Source organism: Flavobacterium ardleyense (genome assembly GCF_033547075.1).
GTDB lineage: Bacteria > Bacteroidota > Bacteroidia > Flavobacteriales > Flavobacteriaceae > Flavobacterium > Flavobacterium ardleyense_A.
The window spans coordinates 1,729,969-1,747,151 of the sequence record NZ_CP137891.1; the positions used below are offsets into that span (position 1 = coordinate 1,729,969).

12 protein-coding genes and 1 other RNA gene are annotated in these 17,183 nt (G+C 33.7%); 4 read left to right on the forward strand and 9 right to left on the reverse strand.

Annotation, left to right across the window (positions count from 1 at the left end; translation table 11 throughout):
* Window position 1 precedes the first annotated feature (1 nt).
* From SBO79_RS07475 to SBO79_RS07515, 9 genes are all read right to left on the reverse strand, one after another.
* The gene (locus SBO79_RS07475) at window positions 2-640 is read right to left on the reverse strand and encodes a transposase (protein WP_318639797.1); all 639 of its coding nucleotides are present in this window, start codon (window positions 638-640) and stop codon (window positions 2-4) included.
* Between the two features lie 35 nt (window positions 641-675).
* Window positions 676-1,797 carry a PD-(D/E)XK nuclease family protein gene (locus tag SBO79_RS07480; RefSeq protein ID WP_318639798.1) on the reverse strand — a complete coding sequence of 374 codons (1,122 nt, stop codon included), beginning with the start codon at window positions 1,795-1,797 and terminating at the stop codon, window positions 676-678.
* Between the two features lie 10 nt (window positions 1,798-1,807).
* Window positions 1,808-3,601, reverse strand: a complete 1,794-nt coding sequence (locus SBO79_RS07485) for a GmrSD restriction endonuclease domain-containing protein (RefSeq protein WP_318639799.1) — start codon at window positions 3,599-3,601, stop codon at window positions 1,808-1,810.
* A gap of 22 nt (window positions 3,602-3,623) precedes the next feature.
* Window positions 3,624-4,622 (reverse strand): hypothetical protein, encoded by a 999-nt coding sequence (locus SBO79_RS07490; RefSeq protein WP_318639800.1) that lies wholly within the window; start codon window positions 4,620-4,622, stop codon window positions 3,624-3,626.
* Window positions 4,623-4,627: 5 nt separating this feature from the next.
* Window positions 4,628-7,042 (reverse strand): hypothetical protein, encoded by a 2,415-nt coding sequence (locus SBO79_RS07495; protein ID WP_318639801.1) that lies wholly within the window; start codon window positions 7,040-7,042, stop codon window positions 4,628-4,630.
* 51 nt (window positions 7,043-7,093) lie between these two features.
* Window positions 7,094-8,257, reverse strand: coding sequence for a restriction endonuclease subunit S (locus SBO79_RS07500; RefSeq protein ID WP_318639802.1), 1,164 nt, complete (start codon window positions 8,255-8,257; stop codon window positions 7,094-7,096).
* On the reverse strand, window positions 8,241-9,824 hold the full coding sequence (locus SBO79_RS07505; protein WP_318639803.1) for a type I restriction-modification system subunit M: 1,584 nt from the start codon (window positions 9,822-9,824) through the stop codon (window positions 8,241-8,243). The genes SBO79_RS07500 and SBO79_RS07505 overlap by 17 nt, the downstream gene beginning before the upstream one ends.
* 559 nt (window positions 9,825-10,383) lie before the next feature.
* Window positions 10,384-10,781, reverse strand: a transfer-messenger RNA (tmRNA) gene (gene ssrA, locus SBO79_RS07510).
* A gap of 90 nt (window positions 10,782-10,871) precedes the next feature.
* A complete protein-coding gene (locus SBO79_RS07515; protein WP_318639804.1) occupies window positions 10,872-12,065 on the reverse strand; it encodes a serine hydrolase domain-containing protein in 1,194 nt (397 codons plus the stop codon).
* A gap of 908 nt (window positions 12,066-12,973) precedes the next feature.
* On the opposite strand from SBO79_RS07515, the gene SBO79_RS07520 reads away from it, so the two are divergent.
* From SBO79_RS07520 to SBO79_RS07535, 4 genes are all read left to right on the forward strand, one after another.
* Window positions 12,974-14,170 (forward strand): NAD(P)-dependent oxidoreductase, encoded by a 1,197-nt coding sequence (locus SBO79_RS07520; RefSeq protein WP_318639805.1) that lies wholly within the window; start codon window positions 12,974-12,976, stop codon window positions 14,168-14,170.
* 90 nt (window positions 14,171-14,260) lie between these two features.
* A complete protein-coding gene (locus tag SBO79_RS07525; protein WP_318639806.1) occupies window positions 14,261-15,157 on the forward strand; it encodes a cation diffusion facilitator family transporter in 897 nt (298 codons plus the stop codon).
* A gap of 85 nt (window positions 15,158-15,242) precedes the next feature.
* Window positions 15,243-15,503, forward strand: a complete 261-nt coding sequence (locus SBO79_RS07530) for a hypothetical protein (RefSeq protein ID WP_318639807.1) — start codon at window positions 15,243-15,245, stop codon at window positions 15,501-15,503.
* 56 nt (window positions 15,504-15,559) lie between these two features.
* Window positions 15,560-17,170: a GMC oxidoreductase gene (locus SBO79_RS07535; protein ID WP_318639808.1), complete on the forward strand. Its 1,611-nt coding sequence runs from the start codon at window positions 15,560-15,562 to the stop codon at window positions 17,168-17,170.
* The last annotated feature ends 13 nt before the right edge of the window (window positions 17,171-17,183 follow it).

The window sequence follows — 17,183 nt, forward strand, 5'->3', positions numbered from 1 at the left end:
TTTATTTTAATTTATCTTGATTCCATTTTGCAGGGTTATCAATTATATAATTCGAAATCATTTCAAACGATTTTTCATTACGGATAATGTGTTCATAATAATTACGTTGCCATAATTTTTCGTCAAATCGTTTCCAATCCAATGTTTTAACACCCCGAATATATTCATTTGTTGTCATTGTTTTAAACCATCCCACCACCCGATGTAGGGGCGAACCTACGTGTTCGCCCAAAATATTCGAAACGGATTTATCCGTTTCGAATTTATCCATTTCGGATTTATCCGCATCGCAAACGAATGTTTTTGGACCATTTGTTTCGCAAACATCCGGACAGACACACAGGTCTGCCCCTACCGCCCCTACGGAACCAACGTTTTCTATAATACAATGAAAATGATTGGGCATCACCACCATTTCGTGGCATTTGATGTCACCAAATTTTTGTTCTAATTCATAATACCATTTCACAATCATGGTTCCGGCCTCATTCAAATGCATTTTATGGTTTGCAATTTCCCCAAACAAACTCGCCCGATCCTGACAACATATCGTTATAAAATACAATCCTGCCTGCGAATAATCATATCCTTTTAATCGGATAGATCTGCGATGGTGACTATTTGGATTGTAGTTGTTCATAATTTATAATATTATTTGGCTTCGGTGAATTTCATTTATAAATTATCCTTTAAAATAAAAACATTCAATTTTTTAAAAATAGACAGCAAATGATCATCGTCTAATTTATCAATAATAAATTGCGATAAATTTGAAATCTCAAGATCTGTGGGTTGATAATGCATTATAGCAAAATGAGACCAAGTTAAATCGGTTGCTTTAAAATGTTCTGCAAAAACATGAGCTTGCTCTTCATCTGTAAATTCAATACTATTATAAATAGCTCTATCTTTTAATAAATCACCATGCATTTCAACGGCTATGTACATCTTTTTTTCTAATGTCAAAAGCTTTTCATAAACAACAGTAATCATTAAATTTTTATTACTAGGGGAAACATAATATACTAATCGCTCGTCGTTAAAACTATTTGCTCTTGGCGCATATTTATTAACACCGTTAATACGGTTACCTGCATCAACAACTTGGCTTATAATATGTTCCTTTAATTTCTTTTTAAAGGTATTTAATTGATTGATTTTTTCTTGATTTTTATAATAGAATATAATGTTTTCTTTTTCCATTATGGGATGACTTAGATTAATTATGTTTTGGCAAAAATCTTTTAAAAAGGCTAGGTATTTATCGTTGGCATTTAACATATAACTACCCAAGTTTTGCATTACCGTTGACACTAATTGCAAATGTGTAATATTGATAAAACGTTCGTGTTTTATGTCCGATATAGGGTGAAGAGACAATACAATACCAATCTTAGTGGTAACCTTTATTTCATTATAATATTCGTCTAGGTCGTTATTAAGTTCGTGAAGGACTTTGTTTTCTATAATAATTGCTTGTTCATTATTTTGAAGAAGCAAATCAATACGTTTCTGATTTTTAGTCCCATATTCAGTTCTTATTGTAAAGTCTAGGAACGTTTCAAAATCATCTGTATTTTTTGCTATTAAGGACGTGTTGATAATTTCCAAAAGACTTTTTATAAAAAGATCTTTCAATCTATGTGCTTCATTACCATTAAAATAGAACGCATAAATATTTGACACCACATTTTCGTAATGAGGTTGCTTTGCAATACCTAAAAATGTTTTAGGTTTTCCTCTAATTACAGGAATATCATTTTCGTTTAAGAAAGATTGTAATTCTTGTATATTCATTTTACTATAATTATAATGAATAGTAATAATTTTTAATCTTTTTTGCCATTAACTTTCTTCGTTCTAATAAGAAAGTCTCATAATTATCATGAGTGTTTTCTAATATCGAAAGAGGTATTTCATTCGCTTTTAAATTCTCTAACAACGCACTTTCACTATCGATGGTAGTAATATCAAAAACACCATCTTTAATTTGAATTTTTACTTTATTGAAGTAGTCACTAGGTGAAAGCATTCCAATTTTTATATTGGTAGATTGCTCGGTATAAGTATAGTTTGCTACTTGATTGTATAACTTTTGGTCATAGCCATTGTTAACTAAATACCTCTTTGGAAAAATATGATGAATGTCACCACGTTGCTCAATCAAGGAACTTACACGCATACTTTTAGACAAAAATGCTTTAGTGCCATCATTGCATTGTGCTGCTAAATAAATATTATAAGCATTGTTATTTACACTTGAAGTCTCTAAAGCACTCACCAAACCAAATTCCCAAAAACCAGCTGATAAATGGGTTTGTTCCATGTGATTGATGTATTCGCGAACTCCTTTTTCATTAATTTGTTTGATGTCTTCATCAATCATGGAATCGGCGGAACCGGAATAACGTCCAATTAATAACGACATCACCAACCAGCGTTTTACATAGTGTTGCACTTCGGCATCAGGCATTTTATTGTCATTTCGTAGTTTTAAATACAACGCATAAGAAAAGTTAACGCTGTTTTTTGACGAGATGAGTTTATCACTAATCAATCCTGTCGATTTAACCAACATTAGAAATCGTTGGTAATTGGTTTGATTGGCAAAGTCTTTCAAACTATCCGATAGCTTTTGATAACTTGCTTCAGCAATTTCATTCTCATACGTTCTGGCTTCAAAATTCCTACCCGATAACAAGGCCACCAAATCGCTAAATTTACCACGACTAAATTTATACGTAAACGCTACTCTTAAAAAATCAATATAGGTTGGCACATATAAAGCATCGTCACCTTTTGACATCCATTTAATGGTGTTATAATACTCATGATTTTGAAAATCTTTATCGTTATCAATAATGTGTTTATTGAAATCTTTATCCACTACCAAGCGGCAGAAATAATCAATCATTTTACGCATTTTATTACCGTCATGCTTTTCATCAGAGGCAATTTTTGACATTACAAAATCGGCATTACTCAGCACCACACCTTTTTGATTAATCCGAATAAATATTTCTGTAACCGTATCAATATCTAATGAATGGTCTAATTCAATAATACCAACTTGTTTGTTCTTAATTCTTTTGAGGTTTTCTATGCGTTCCTCTATCAAATCTTCATCAGCATCAGGATTTGCTGCCATATATTCTCTTATGGCTTTTGTAATAGAAATCTCGTCATTAATAATCGGATTAATATTGTTAATCCATTCGGGACTATTTTGAATGGCTTTATTTAATACTTCAAACTTTTCATTTAAAGGATTAAAAGAAATACGAATCGTTATCTCTTTATAGTTTTTATTCAATACACGTTGGCCAACAATGGCAGCTGTCAAAGCGGTAATGCGTTGTTGTCCATCTATCAACACTTTTTTACCTGCTGATAATTCTCCATTTTTTAATTTAACGTCAGGATTACGCCAAGTAATAATATACCCAACTGGAAAACCTTGATACAGCGAATCTATTAAATCCCTAACCCGTGCCGATTTCCAAACAAAAGGTCTTTGTATTTCAGGAATTGCAATATCACCAGATTTTATCCAACTTAATAAAGTTTCTACTGGTTGCTGGTGTACACTATATTTTGCCATTTTGTTGTGTGTTTTTGATAGTTTAAGAGTTCAAATTAGTTATTTGTTCAATAAATTTTTCAAAAGATTTAATAACTAAGGTGAATTTCCCACTTTGATTGCTTTCGTCACTTTCTGATAAGTCTTTTAAACTTTTTACAAGTGTTTTTTCGTTTATACTACGGCTAGTAGTTATATAGCTAGTGAACTTAAAACTTTCATTATCTATCAAATCTGCGAAGTCGATAAGTGTCTGCTTCATAATTTTACTGTTGGCTATAATTAAATTCTCATCACTTTGGCAATACTCTAAATGAGATTTAATATTTTCAAATAATTCTTTAAACAGCTCTTTAGATTGAGCTCTAGTTTTTGATAAAGACAAGGAACTAACATTAAACAATCTATGAATAGCAATTTGCAATGAAATCACTGACAACTTAGGTAATATATCATCTGTTTTATTCTTTAAATTAGTTATTTCTTCAGTCTTGCTTAAGGCTTGGTTTGCATTAGAAATAGCTAATTGTAATTCTTCTTTATTTAAATCTTTTACTTTTGTTTCTATAGAAGATATGCTAGTTTGGACTTCAATTAATTTGGCATCTAGCACTTCTTGTTTTTTATTTAAATCATCATTGGAAAGAACATTTACTAAAATAGGTACAAAAACCCCTAACAGAGCTATAAAACCAATTCCCAAAGCCATATACAAGTTTAATCTATCAATATCTTTGTCAATAATTGCTTCAGCTTTATTTCTTTCTTGATAAATTTCAGAAGCTAGAGCATTTAAATTAGTATTGATTTTCTCAATATCTTTTGCTTTAAAAATATAATTTAAACTATCTTTTTCAACTTCTACCAATTGAATAAGGTTTGTTTTAGAATTTTCAAGTCTTGTTATTTGTTTTTTATTTTCTTCATTTAGAGAATTTATATTTTTATTTAGTAAATACCATTGAAGACTAAATAATCCAATTAGAGTAATCAAAAAAATCCATAAGAAATTCTTAATAACCCAGTGAGTTTCCTTTTTCATATAGGTTAATTATTTATAAGGTTCCAATATTTAAAACCTGTTTTAGTTATATCTTCCACTTTATCATTAGGCGGAAACATTCTAGTTTTTATAGTTTTTTCTAAATTAATTTCTTTATGCTCGTTAGGTAAGTATTCTATACCTTCTATGGCATTTTTGTAAATAAAATTATCGTGAGTAAATAAAATTATTTGTAAAGGCATATCTGGGGTATGTGTGTAATATAAAACGACTAAATCTTGAATGAATTTTGAGAATGTATTTTTACTCACAAAATCACTACCAGAAAACAAGTCGTCAATTACTAAAGGTATATTTACTTTATATTTTTTCCTGGAAGCAAGGGCGATACTTAAACCCACCATTAAACTAAATAACTTGTAACGAAATGTATTGAAGTATTGGTCAGGTGTAGTTACCTTATCTGGATTAGACTTATCTATAATTTCAGCAACTATAATTTTAGAAAAGAATGTTTCTTCATCAATTTTATAAGGTATTTCTTTTAAATCGATTTTTAATTTGAAATTAGGGTCGTCTTTGAAATAATCATTTAGAATATTTTCTATTGGCTCTTTGAACGCTTTAAAATTAGTTTCTACAATTGTATTTACTTCAACTCTTAGTTTCGTATTAAAAATTTCAATTTCATCTTTAATTTGAGTAACAAAATCAACTATTTTAATAGCTTCAATTTCATCTTTCTCTAATGCTTTATTACTCCCTGTTGCAGTTGTTATTTGTGCTTCTAGTTCCTCTATTTCTTTTTCTAGATTAGCAATTGTTTGCTCTATTGAAATTGAACTATCATTGCTAGACAAGGCTTCTATTTCCTTTTGCAATACCTCTTCTCTTGTTTTAAATAAATCAGATATTTCCTTATTCATATTATCTAATAAATCTTGAAATAATGATAAATTATTTTTTAATAAGCTAGCTAAATTGTTGAAATCATTATTGGTAGGTAATGTTTTTTCTGATAGTTCTTTTATGGATATAATCAATTCTTCATTAGAAACTATCGGAGCTAAAACATCATACAATTGACCTTCTTTCTGCAATACTTGTTTTAAACTTAAAATTGAATTTATTTCTGATCTATCAGTTTCAATAAAATTATATGTCTTTTTAAAGTTTTGAAAAACATCTGATAATTCATCTAAAATTTTCTTATAGCTTTCAGCAACTTCTTTATTGACCCTACTTAACTTATTGAGTTCTTTTAACCTGTTTTCAACATTTAATTTCAGTTCTTCTAGTGTCAAATTAGAACTTCTGCAATAAGGACAATCTTCAAAATCGTGCAATAATTCATTACCTGCTTCTAAAAACTGACGTTCTATGGCTGCTTTTTTATTTGTTTCAATACTTGAGTATTCTTTAAAAATGGCGTTATATTGTTTTATACTTTCATTTACGTTTATATTGTATACCTGTGATGCGGGGCTTTTCAGTATAAGCTGATTTAATATCTTGTTTTGAGCGCTTTTATTTAGTGTGTTTTGAGGTTTATTTACATCTTTTAACTCTATCAATTGCTCTTTCTTACTATCAATAAGAACTTTGTTACTCGTTATAATCTTTTTATTACTATTTATATTAGCGGTAATTTTATTTCTCGCAGCTGTTTCTTTACTTCTTCTATAGTTTGGAATTTGTTCTGCAATTTCTAAGCAATTTAAGTATTCACTTAAGCCTAAAGATTCAGCAACAATATTATGAATAGTATTTTCTTCATTACCAAAGTAGGTAATTTGTCCATTCCTTATAACATCATATTCTGAAATAAAATGAGATTGTGGATTTAGTAAGTTTAAGACATTTTCGTTTTCTAAAATTACATTTTCTAAACTATAATCTCCATCTACAGTTTTTACCTTACATATAGGTTTAGCATTATTTTTTATATTACTAAGATACTTATTGTAATTTTCTTCTTTTAAACTGTCTGGATTAAAAGTTCTTAATTTTTTCTCTCCTATTTCTTGAGCATAAATCATCTCTAGTCCTGCAAATACAGATGATTTACCTACACCATTATTTGCTAAGATTATCGCATTATTGATTTCTCCATCATCATCTAATAAACTAATTCCATATGGTAGTGGATTATCTTCATCAACTTGAGGGATTCCTCTTAAATTAGAAATTTCAATTTCTTTTATTCTAAAGTCCTTACCTTTATATTCTTCTAAGTTTATTATTTGTGTATCAGCTTTTAAGTCTGTTTTCAATTTTTCAAAATCAAAAGAATAATCTTCACCTAAAAATTGGAGTCTATTTAATAGACTCTCAAATAGTTTTTCTCTCGTAGAAAAATCTAAACTTGGATAATAATAAGCAATTAACTTCGTGACTAGATTACTTCCCCCAGTTTCTGCAATTTCAATTAATGTATTTCTAAAATCAGATGTATTCATAGTATAGATTTTAAACTTGTTCTTCTAATTGTGCTTCTGTAAATTTTTGCCTCATACGGCTTGGGCTTTAGCTTCTACCTTCGTCATTCTTGCCAATAATAACTCCTTCAAATCCTCAAGTTTCTGAATTTCTTTATTTTGAATTTCTTTATGATTAAGTAAATCATTGATGATTTTATCAAAATTCCCAAGAACACTTATTGCAGGCTTTAAAAGGGACATACTATTTAAATATTCAGTAGTCATGCTTGGAACAGCCGAGCCGACATTCAATGAATAAAAATCAATTGCGATTAAAAAATGGTAGACATAATATCTGTTAAAATTATTTTTTAGAATTGAATAGAACATGGTGTCAACAGACCAAAATGGTTTATTTAAATATATTATATTATTTAATGAGCCTTTCCTTGGTATTAAAATCGTTGGTTTATCATATAAAACTTTATTTACATAACTCATTATGCCTCCAGAACCATAAAGAGGAATATCCCCAACTTCTAAATGCTTGTAATCTTTACCATACTTAACTTCAATTAGTTCGCTTAATCTTCCATATTCCCACCCCACAGGAATCTCCTTATCCAACTCCTCACAAAAAACCATCTCCCCACCATTACTCTTATACGGCTTGCCATTTTCATCAGGAAACTCAAAATCTACAAACCATTGTTTATAAATCGCTTGAGCGGTTTCTTCAAGTTTAGCAATCAATTGATTATTCAAGGCAATACGGTTATGTATCACGTTGTATTCATTTACTATTTCTCGTTGTTTTTCAATGGATGGAATAGGTAATTCCATTTCGCAAAATGCTTTCCAAGCCAAACCACCTCGAACATCAGCATCCGTATAAAACCATGTATTTCTGTCAAACTTCTTTCTTGTGAACCACATCATTAAATACTCTGGTAAAAGCAAAGTAGTATCAATTATTTCAAAGACATCATAAGCAGGTGAAACAATAAAATCTTCATCAGATTTTGACATTGAAATAGGTAATCGTTTATCTCTACCAACGTGCATTCTGTTACATGCAAATTGATTTTTTTTAACGATTTTATAATTAGACATATCTGTGCCAATAACATTAGCAACAGATGGCATAAAGTATTTGTCAATATTTATCCCTAGTAAATTTGTGGTTTTTAAATCCACATTTTTTACTTTGACTTCTCTTATATAATCACTTAAAGGTTTATAACTCGATTTCATACCCCAATTCACTAAAAACAGTTAATAAATCATTTTTAGATTGAGTTTCGGCTTTTAGCAAAGCGGTCATTTCTTCCTGCAAGGTTTTCATCTTGGTAGCATAGTCAATATTTTCATCACGGTTTACGAACTCAATATATTTACTTGGCACTAAAGAATAATCTTTTTTAACAATGTCCATTAAACTTGCCGAAAAGCAAAATTCGGGTACATTTTGATAAATAGCTGTGGAGTCTGAGCTTGTCGAAGACTGCCATAAATGATAAGTAGAAGTAATGGTTGCGATATCTTCTTCCGAAAACTGTGTATATTTCTTTTCAAACGGTATGCCTGTTTCTCTCAAATCCATAAACAATACTTCTTGTTTACGGTTTCGGTAGTTTCTAGTATAATCAGGCATTTGTACCGTTCGAGCTGTTTTGTTTTTATTCAAAATCCAAAGCGTTACACTAATACCAGTAGTATAAAACATATTTTGAGGTAAAATCACAATGGCTTCTACCAAATCGTTTTCAATCAGTTGTTTTCTAATTTTATATTCTTCACCACCACCAGATAAAGCACCATTAGCCAAGATAAAACCAGCCACACCATTTTCCGAGAGTTTGCTTACCATGTTTAAAATCCAACCGTAGTTGGCATTGCTTTTGGGTGGGGTCTCATACCCTCTCCATCTTGGGTCGTCAGTCAATTCATTTTCGGCTCTCCAGTCTTTTTGGTTAAAAGGTGGGTTGGCCATAATGTAATCGGCTTTCAGGTCTTTGTGTTGGTCGTCGCCAAAAGTATCGGCAGCTTTTTCGCCCAAGTTTCCTGCAATACCTCTAATCGCCAAGTTCATTTTGGCTAGTTTATAAGTCGTGTTGGTATACTCTTGTCCGTAGATAGAAATTTCTTGTTTGTTTCCGTGGTGGGCTTCAATAAACTTAATACTCTGCACAAACATTCCACCAGAACCACAAGCAGGATCATAAATAACACCTCTATAGGGTTCAATCATTTCGGCAATCAGGTTTACAATACTTTTTGGCGTATAAAATTCTCCTTTCCCTTTTCCTTCAGCTAGGGCAAACTTGCTTAAAAAGTATTCATATACTTTCCCAACAATATCTTGTTTAGGGTCTTTATTGGTATCAATATCGTTAATAGTATCCAGCAACGAAGCCAATTTGGTTCCGTCTAGTCCCAAACGAGAAAAGTAGTTATCAGGCAAAGCACCACGTAAGGCTTTGTTATTCTTTTCAATAGTATGCAAAGCGGTATCAATCACTAAAGCAATATCATTCTGCTTCGACTTCTTCATCAAAAAACTCCAACGCGAAGTTTCTTCTAAATAAAAAACATTGTCCATCGCATAAAAATCAGCCATGTCGATGTACTTTTCTTTGCCTTCGTCTATTAGTTTTTGGCGTTTTACTTCAAACTTATCACTAGCAAATTTCAAAAACACCAAACTCAGCACTACGTGTTTGTATTCAGAAGGTTCTACACTACCACGTAGTTTGTTCGCTGCATCCCATAAGGCTACTTCTATTGGTTTTTCAACTGCTTCTTTTTTCTGCTTTGCCATTTATGTTTTCATAATTTTAGTATTACCAAACCTACTACTAATTAAAGATTTTAACAATAAATTTTGATAGTAGTTTTTAGAAAATTATACTTAAATGAAATAGCCGTAAAATGAGTTTTTATACAATTTTTCAGAACCTGCTTTTATAATTATACAAAATTCCCCAATCCCCAATCTCTATTTACCCTTCACCCCCTAGCCGTGATAGGAGCGAAAATCCCGCAGGCAGCAAGGCTATTTTTTCCTGCCATAACGGAGCGACCAACGGTCCCGATAGCTATCGGGATCCTTTTATGAAATTGGAAAAAAAGCCTTGCCACGAGGAATTGCAGTGCATAGCGCGATCAGCTCCAAAAAATAAAAACCAGAAAAGTTGTTGGGAAATATAGCAAAATTGTCAACTAAATTGTCATTTAAAAAAGGCACCTAAAAAGGCACCTTCAAAATAAAAAACATAATATGGAATCGAGAAACTCAAGCTATTATGAGATCTATAGCCTCGATCTTCAAGTGGAAGTAAAAGAAAAAACCCTTGCAAATCTACGATCTGCAAGGGTTTTTGTGGAGTCGGGGAGAATCGAACTCCCGTCCAAACAAGCAATTAAAGAGCTTTCTACACGTTTATTTCCTGATTGGTTTTTCGTAACATCGCTAGGCCAGAAACAGCCACGAAGTTCTTATCTTCTTTAATTTTGAAATCCGCCCAAAGATTACGGAAATCTAGGTTTATTTTTACGGTTCCCCTTTACAGAACGCCACAAACCAAGGCTTTCAAGGAGAATCCAGCTTCTCTATCTGATAGAGACTTGGCGTAATCGTACTATAATTCGGATTATGCAGCTAAAGCGTAGTTATCTTCGCCGTGTAAAATTGTTGAAACGTTTTATTTACGAGAATCGCTCCCTTCTCGACGTGCTTACTAATCAATTCGACTCGCTGTCAAAACCAGTCGACCCCAGTAATAATTGCCAAAATTACTTCTAACAATACTTTTTAATCTCCCGCAAAGATAATGCCGATTTTTTGAATAGCAATGCGTTTGCCAAACTAATCTTTGTGATCCTTCGGAAAAGGATAAGATCCAAATAAAGAGGATAATTTCCGAATCTCATATGGCTTCGTGCTGTATTTATTAGACAAGGCAATCATCGTCACACCTTCCTTTTTTAGACTTACATAAGAAGACGTATTCCCGTGCCACCACCCGTTATGGTAGTAAAAACGCTCGCCGCTATCCCATTCAATTATCCGAAGTCCCAAGCCGTAATTCCGAATTCCCTTGCTCTCATAGCTATAACCCTTGGTCATTTTCTCGGTCAATTCCTTGCTCAAGAAATCCGGTGCTTGCGTTGCCAAATCAAATTTGAGCAAGTCCCGAGGCGTCGAATAAATGTTTTTGTCGCCATAAATTCCGTCAAGATAGTCGTAAGGCACAATTTGGTAATTGTTTTTGTACGAAACTGACACTCTGTCTTTGTCCTGAGTCACATCAAAAACAAAGGTGTTTTTCATGTCCAAAGGTTTAAAAATCATTCGCTCCATCGCCTGCGGATAAGGCAATCCAGTAATCTTCTCGATTATCAGTGCCAAAACGGCATAATTGGTATTGCAATACGCAAATCTAGTGTTGGGTTTGCTGGCAAGCTTGGTATTGTTTTTATTAAAAACGTCCAAAATATCCTGATTGGTCATCGTAACTCGGTGATTCCAAATCTTTCGATCATCAACCACATAAGCGTAATTTTGCATGCCACTGCGGTGGTTTAGAAGCATTTCGACCGAAATATCGGCGTACGGAAAGTCTTTCAATATAGTTCGAACTTCCTGATCAAGAGTGATTTTCTCTGCCTCAACAAGTTTCAAAATTGCCGCTGCCGTAATCACTTTTGTAACCGATGCTAAGTGCAAAGCGGTATTTTTTGTAATCTTCTCGTCTTCTTTTTTGTTTGCAAATCCTTGATAATCTTCAAAAATAATTTTCCCTTTTTCGGCAATCAAAAACGAAATTGTACTGTTGGATTTTGGGCTCCAAATCTTATCATAAAAATGTTGAATCTCATTTTTTTTATGGTTCAGCGATTTGGGCGTCACCTTTTTGGGTTTAAAAGCGGTGAATTTCACAAATGTATCAACCGGTTCATCAGCAGTAAAGAAAGAGTCTTTTTTCTCCTTCTTGCCGCAGGCAGTAAATAGTAGTATGGTCGAAAATAGTAGGAGTGTAGGCTTGTATAAAAAGGTCATCAAATAAATCTTAGGTTCGCAAATATAAAAAAATCTTCCTATGACCAACTTTCAATGGCTGTTAAGGACTGTTAAATGTGAGTAAATCTGCTCATTCTTCTACGTCTTAACAAATTGTATCCCACGTTTCCGAATTTGTTAAAGTAGAACTAAGGTCTTTGATTAATGTTTTTTTATTTGGGCGAGTCTCAGCCAGAAGGTTTTTGGTGAAATTGAAAATTTTCGGTTGGCTGCGACCGGGCTATCCACTATATCTTTGCTGCTAGCACATTAGCGGTCAAAGTCGTGAGTAGGGTAGCAGCAAAGGATGCCGTTATTATCCCTCTCGCGAAGGAATCCTCCCCCCAGCCCCCTCCGACACTTCGACTCGCTCAGTGAACGAGGGGGGGAGCCAAAAAATGACGTGTAATTTAAAGGCGCTTAAGTACTTAGGTTTTTGATGTTTTATTTTCCGCGATAAAATCTTTAAAATTTTCCGCGCACCTTGCGCTTTATTTGACCGACGTTCACGAGCGAGATGCTCGCGCCAGCGGCGCATCCAAATTTCACGTTTAATTAGTAAAAAAAATCAACTCTTCCTGTTTTCCATTTAACATCCTACCTTCGCATCTTCCTATCTTCTCATCTTCCTACCTTTCAATCTTTCAATCTTTCAATCTTTCAATTTTTTCAATTTTTCCAATTTTTTAATCGCTCGTTCATTTAGATTTTTTTGATTTTTCCATTATTTAGATATTTGTACTCGTCCCATCTTCCCATCTTCCCATCTTCCCATCTTCCAATTTTTCAATTTTTCAATCTTTCAATCTTTCAATCTTTCAATCTTTCAATTTTTTCGTTTTTTCCATTATTTAGATCCCTCGTTTTTCCCTACTTTTGGAATCAGTAAAAAAAAACTTAGAGCGACAATGAAATTTGGTATTATTAAAGAAAGAAAAACTCCGCCGGATAGGAGAGTGGTTTTTACTCCGGACGAATTAGTCAGATTGAAAGCAGAACACCCAGAAGCCGAAATTAAAGTTGAATCATCAGATATCCGTATTTTTCCTGATTCGGAATATGCCAATGCTGGAATTGAAGTTGCCACAGATATGACCGACTGTGATGTGCTTTTTGGAGTGAAGGAAGTTCCGGTTGATGCTTTAATTCCCAACAAAAAATACTTCTTTTTTTCGCACACCATAAAAAAACAACCTTATAACAAAAAATTACTTCAAGCAATTCTTGCTAAGAAAATCGACTTGTACGATCACGAAACCATTGTTGATGCAAACTTCAAAAGACTTATTGGATTTGGACGCTATGCTGGAATCGTGGGAATGTACAATGGTATTAGAGCTTTCGGAACAAAATTCGACCTTTTCAAATTGCCAAAAGCCGAGACCTTAGAACATAGAGAAGATCTAATCAATCGATTAAAGAGAATTACACTACCGCCAGTGAAAATAGTAGTGACTGGAAAAGGAAAAGTTGGAAATGGTATCAAGGAAATGCTTGATGCTATGAAAATAAAAGAAGTCTCTATCGAAAACTATTTGACTAAGAATTATTCAGATCCGGTTTATACCCAGATTACCGTTCTCGATTACAACAAACGCAAAGATGGTAAGCCATCCGAAAAATACGATTTCTATAACAATCCTACTGAGTACACTTCAGATTTTGCGCGTTTTGCAAATGTAAGTGACATCTTTATGGCAGGACATTTTGCCGGAAATGATGCGCCTGTGATTCTATCTCGCGAAATGCTACTGAGCAAAGACAACAAGATTAGAGTTATTGCCGACGTTTCCTGCGATGTTGATGGACCAATTGAAAGTACGATCAAAGCTTCGACCATTGCCGAGCCTATTTACGGCTATCTTCCTTCTGAACATAAAGAAGTAGATATTTTTCACCCAAGTGCAATTGTGGTTATGGCAGTGGATAATCTTCCTTGCGAATTACCAAAAGATGCTAGTGAAGGCTTTGGAGAAATGTTTATGGAACACGTCATTCCTGCTTTCTTTAACGGTGATAAAGACGGAATTCTGCAGAGAGCAAAAATGACCGAAAACGGACAGCTTACCGAGCGTTTTAAATACTTGCAAAGCTACGTCGAATAATATTTCTCAAAAACAGCCTCCCTTTTCGGAGGCTGTTTTTGTAATATAAAATACCTTTGTCGTTCACCCTTGCCCAAAATCAAAATTACAATGCCTGTCAAAGCAAAACTTGCCTCAAATAAGGACAAAGCTATTAAAGCAACCTACTTCAGCATTGCTGGAAATATCTGCTTGGCAATCATTAAAGGCTTTGCAGGAGTTTTTGGAAACTCCTACGCTCTTGTAGCAGATGCAATCGAATCAACAACAGATATTTTTGCGTCTATTCTGGTGTTGTTTGGAATAAAATATTCTAGTCGCCCCGCAGATGAAAACCATCCCTACGGACACGGAAGAGCCGAGCCGCTGATTACTTTTCTAGTTGTGGGATTTTTAATTTTTTCTGCTATTTTAATCGCCTACCACAGTATTCAAAATATAAACACACCGCACCAATTACCAAAGTCGTGGACGCTTTATGTTTTGGCAGCAATTATTATTTGGAAAGAACTTTCGTATCGAATTGTGCTTAAAAAAAGTAAAGAAACCAATAGCTCTGCACTCAAAGCAGATGCGTGGCACCATCGCAGCGACGCAATCACGTCGGTAGCAGCATTTATCGGAATTTCGATAGCGCTGTTTATGGGCCCAGGTTACGAAACGGCTGATGATTGGGCAGCATTGTTTGCATCAGGTTTTATTTTGTATAATTGCTATTTAATTTTCCGACCGGCGCTTGCCGAAATAATGGACGAAGACCTGCACAATGATCTTATTGAGGATATTCGGAAAGTTGCGAAAACTGTACCAGGCATATTATATACAGAGAAATGCTTCGTTCGAAAAGCCGGGATGACTTACCAGGTCGACTTGCATGCAGTGGTAGATGCGACAATTACGGTGCGGGAAGGTCATGAATTATCTCATAAACTTCAAGATGCCTTACAGCTAGAAATCCCCGAATTGAGTCATGTTTTGATTCATATTGAGCCAAATGATTATGATTAATGTGCGATTTAATTATTAAATTTAAATCAAAAAATTCATATTGACCTCAACTAAAAACAGCGACTTTCAGTAGCACTAATTATATATGAAAAATAGAATATTTTCAGGAAGTATTGGAATTTTAATAGGATATGTTCTACTTATTTTAGCCATTGATATCTTGTCCAAGCCCGACAATATCGCAGTATCTCTAAAACCCTTTGAAAGTTTCGCAACCTATTTTTTTGGATTTGTTTTTGTCCTTGGCAATTTAGGTTGGATTGTTGGAGGAATTTTTTTAGTGGTTTATTTCATTATTTGCTTTCGAATAGCGGCTTGGATCGGTTCAAAACTCATCAATGGATAATTTTTATCCCGTAGAATATAACTTTTAGCGTATACCTAAAATAACAAAAATATAAATTGGAAAGAAGAACTTTTATCAAGGTTGCAGCTGCCTCAGGTGCTGGCATTATAGCTTCAAATGCAATGGGACTAAGTATGGATATAAAACAAACAGAACAAATTGTCGATAATCTAATAATTGGATCGGGTTATGGTGGAGCTGTTGCAGCATTGCGATTGACTCAGTCAGGCAAGAATGTCGGTATGCTCGAAATGGGTTTGGATTGGGAAAAAGATGGTGGAAAATACAAACCTTTTTCTGATTTGATTACGCCAAAAAACAATTCGACCTGGCTTAAAAAGACTTCTCAAGCACCGATGATGAATATTGCACATTTCAACAAACGATTTACGGGTGTGTTGGCTCGAATGGATTTCGAAAATGTCAAAGTATACGGTGGACGAGGTGTTGGTGGAGGATCTTTGGTCAATGGGGGTATGGCTGTACAACCTAAGAAAGATTATTTTATTGAAAAATTTCCGGAGCTTGATGCAGAGAAATTTTGGAATACTTATTTCCCATTAGCCAAAGAGGAATTGGAAGTCAATGAAATCCCTGATGACTACTATCAAGAATCATCTTATTATAAATTTGCACGCGTTGGCGAAAGTGAAGCCCACAATGCTGGATTTAAAACCATTAGAGTTCCCAATGTTTATTCTTTTGATTATATGAAAAAAGAAGAAGCGGGAGAAGTTCCAAAATCTGCTTTGGGGCGAGAAGTGATTTATGGAAATAATTACGGAAAGCAAAGTCTCGAAAAAACCTACTTAAAGAAAGCGCTGCAAACGGGACTTTTGACTATACAAGATTTGCATCGAGTTGATTATTTCGAACAATCCGAAACAGGTTATACCGTTTATGTCGATGTGCTTGATACCGCAGGATTGGTGGTAGAAAAGAAAACAATTCAATGTAAAAAATTATTTTTGAATGCTGGAAGTTTAGGAACTACCAAACTTTTATTAGCATCCAAATTAAAAGGAAATTTAAAAAATTTAGATGCAACCGTCGGATTTGGCTGGGGAAATAACGGAAATGTGATGACCGGTCGAAATATGGTTAACACCCTTTTTAATAGAGTTGAAAATAAATCTATCGAAAAAAATTACAGTGTCGGAACGGGTCTAAATCAAAGTACTATTCCTGTTGCCGGTATTGATAATTGGGAAGATAAAGCACATTCTTTCTTTGCCGAAATTTCGCCTCTACCAATGGGTTTAGAAGTTTATACCGCACTTTATTTAATTATCAATAGAGTTCCAATTCCTGGGCACATCACCTTTGATGCAGCCCTAAATGATATCAAAATACATTGGGAAGCAGATAATTTTGAACATACCGTAGAGAACGCAAAGTATTTTATTAAAAAAATGAATAAATCAAACGGCGGAACCGCTGCAGGTTTACTTTGGAAAGGCGGATACGGAGCAGATATTTGTTACCATCCACTAGGTGGTGCGGTCATTGGCCAAAGTACAGATCTCTTTGGTCGTGTAAAAGGTTATCAAAATTTATATATCAATGATGGCGCCTTGGTTCCCGCAAGTATTGGAGTAAATCCGTTTTTAACCATTACAGCCTTGGCCGAATATTGTATGGAAGAAATTATTAAAATGGATTTTTAAAGTGATGAGGTAG

What these genes read in the sequence shown, in the direction of transcription:
- SBO79_RS07475 (WP_318639797.1), bottom strand. Translation starts at nt 640, where the DNA reads ATGAACAACTACAATCCAAATAGTCACCATCGCAGATCTATCCGATTA.
- SBO79_RS07480 (WP_318639798.1), bottom strand. Translation starts at nt 1,797, where the DNA reads ATGAATATACAAGAATTACAATCTTTCTTAAACGAAAATGATATTCCT.
- SBO79_RS07485 (WP_318639799.1), bottom strand. Translation starts at nt 3,601, where the DNA reads ATGGCAAAATATAGTGTACACCAGCAACCAGTAGAAACTTTATTAAGT.
- SBO79_RS07490 (WP_318639800.1), bottom strand. Translation starts at nt 4,622, where the DNA reads ATGAAAAAGGAAACTCACTGGGTTATTAAGAATTTCTTATGGATTTTT.
- SBO79_RS07495 (WP_318639801.1), bottom strand. Translation starts at nt 7,042, where the DNA reads ATGAATACATCTGATTTTAGAAATACATTAATTGAAATTGCAGAAACT.
- SBO79_RS07500 (WP_318639802.1), bottom strand. Translation starts at nt 8,257, where the DNA reads ATGAAATCGAGTTATAAACCTTTAAGTGATTATATAAGAGAAGTCAAA.
- SBO79_RS07505 (WP_318639803.1), bottom strand. Translation starts at nt 9,824, where the DNA reads ATGGCAAAGCAGAAAAAAGAAGCAGTTGAAAAACCAATAGAAGTAGCC.
- SBO79_RS07515 (WP_318639804.1), bottom strand. Translation starts at nt 12,065, where the DNA reads ATGACCTTTTTATACAAGCCTACACTCCTACTATTTTCGACCATACTA.
- SBO79_RS07520 (WP_318639805.1), top strand. Translation starts at nt 12,974, where the DNA reads ATGAAATTTGGTATTATTAAAGAAAGAAAAACTCCGCCGGATAGGAGA.
- SBO79_RS07525 (WP_318639806.1), top strand. Translation starts at nt 14,261, where the DNA reads ATGCCTGTCAAAGCAAAACTTGCCTCAAATAAGGACAAAGCTATTAAA.
- SBO79_RS07530 (WP_318639807.1), top strand. Translation starts at nt 15,243, where the DNA reads ATGAAAAATAGAATATTTTCAGGAAGTATTGGAATTTTAATAGGATAT.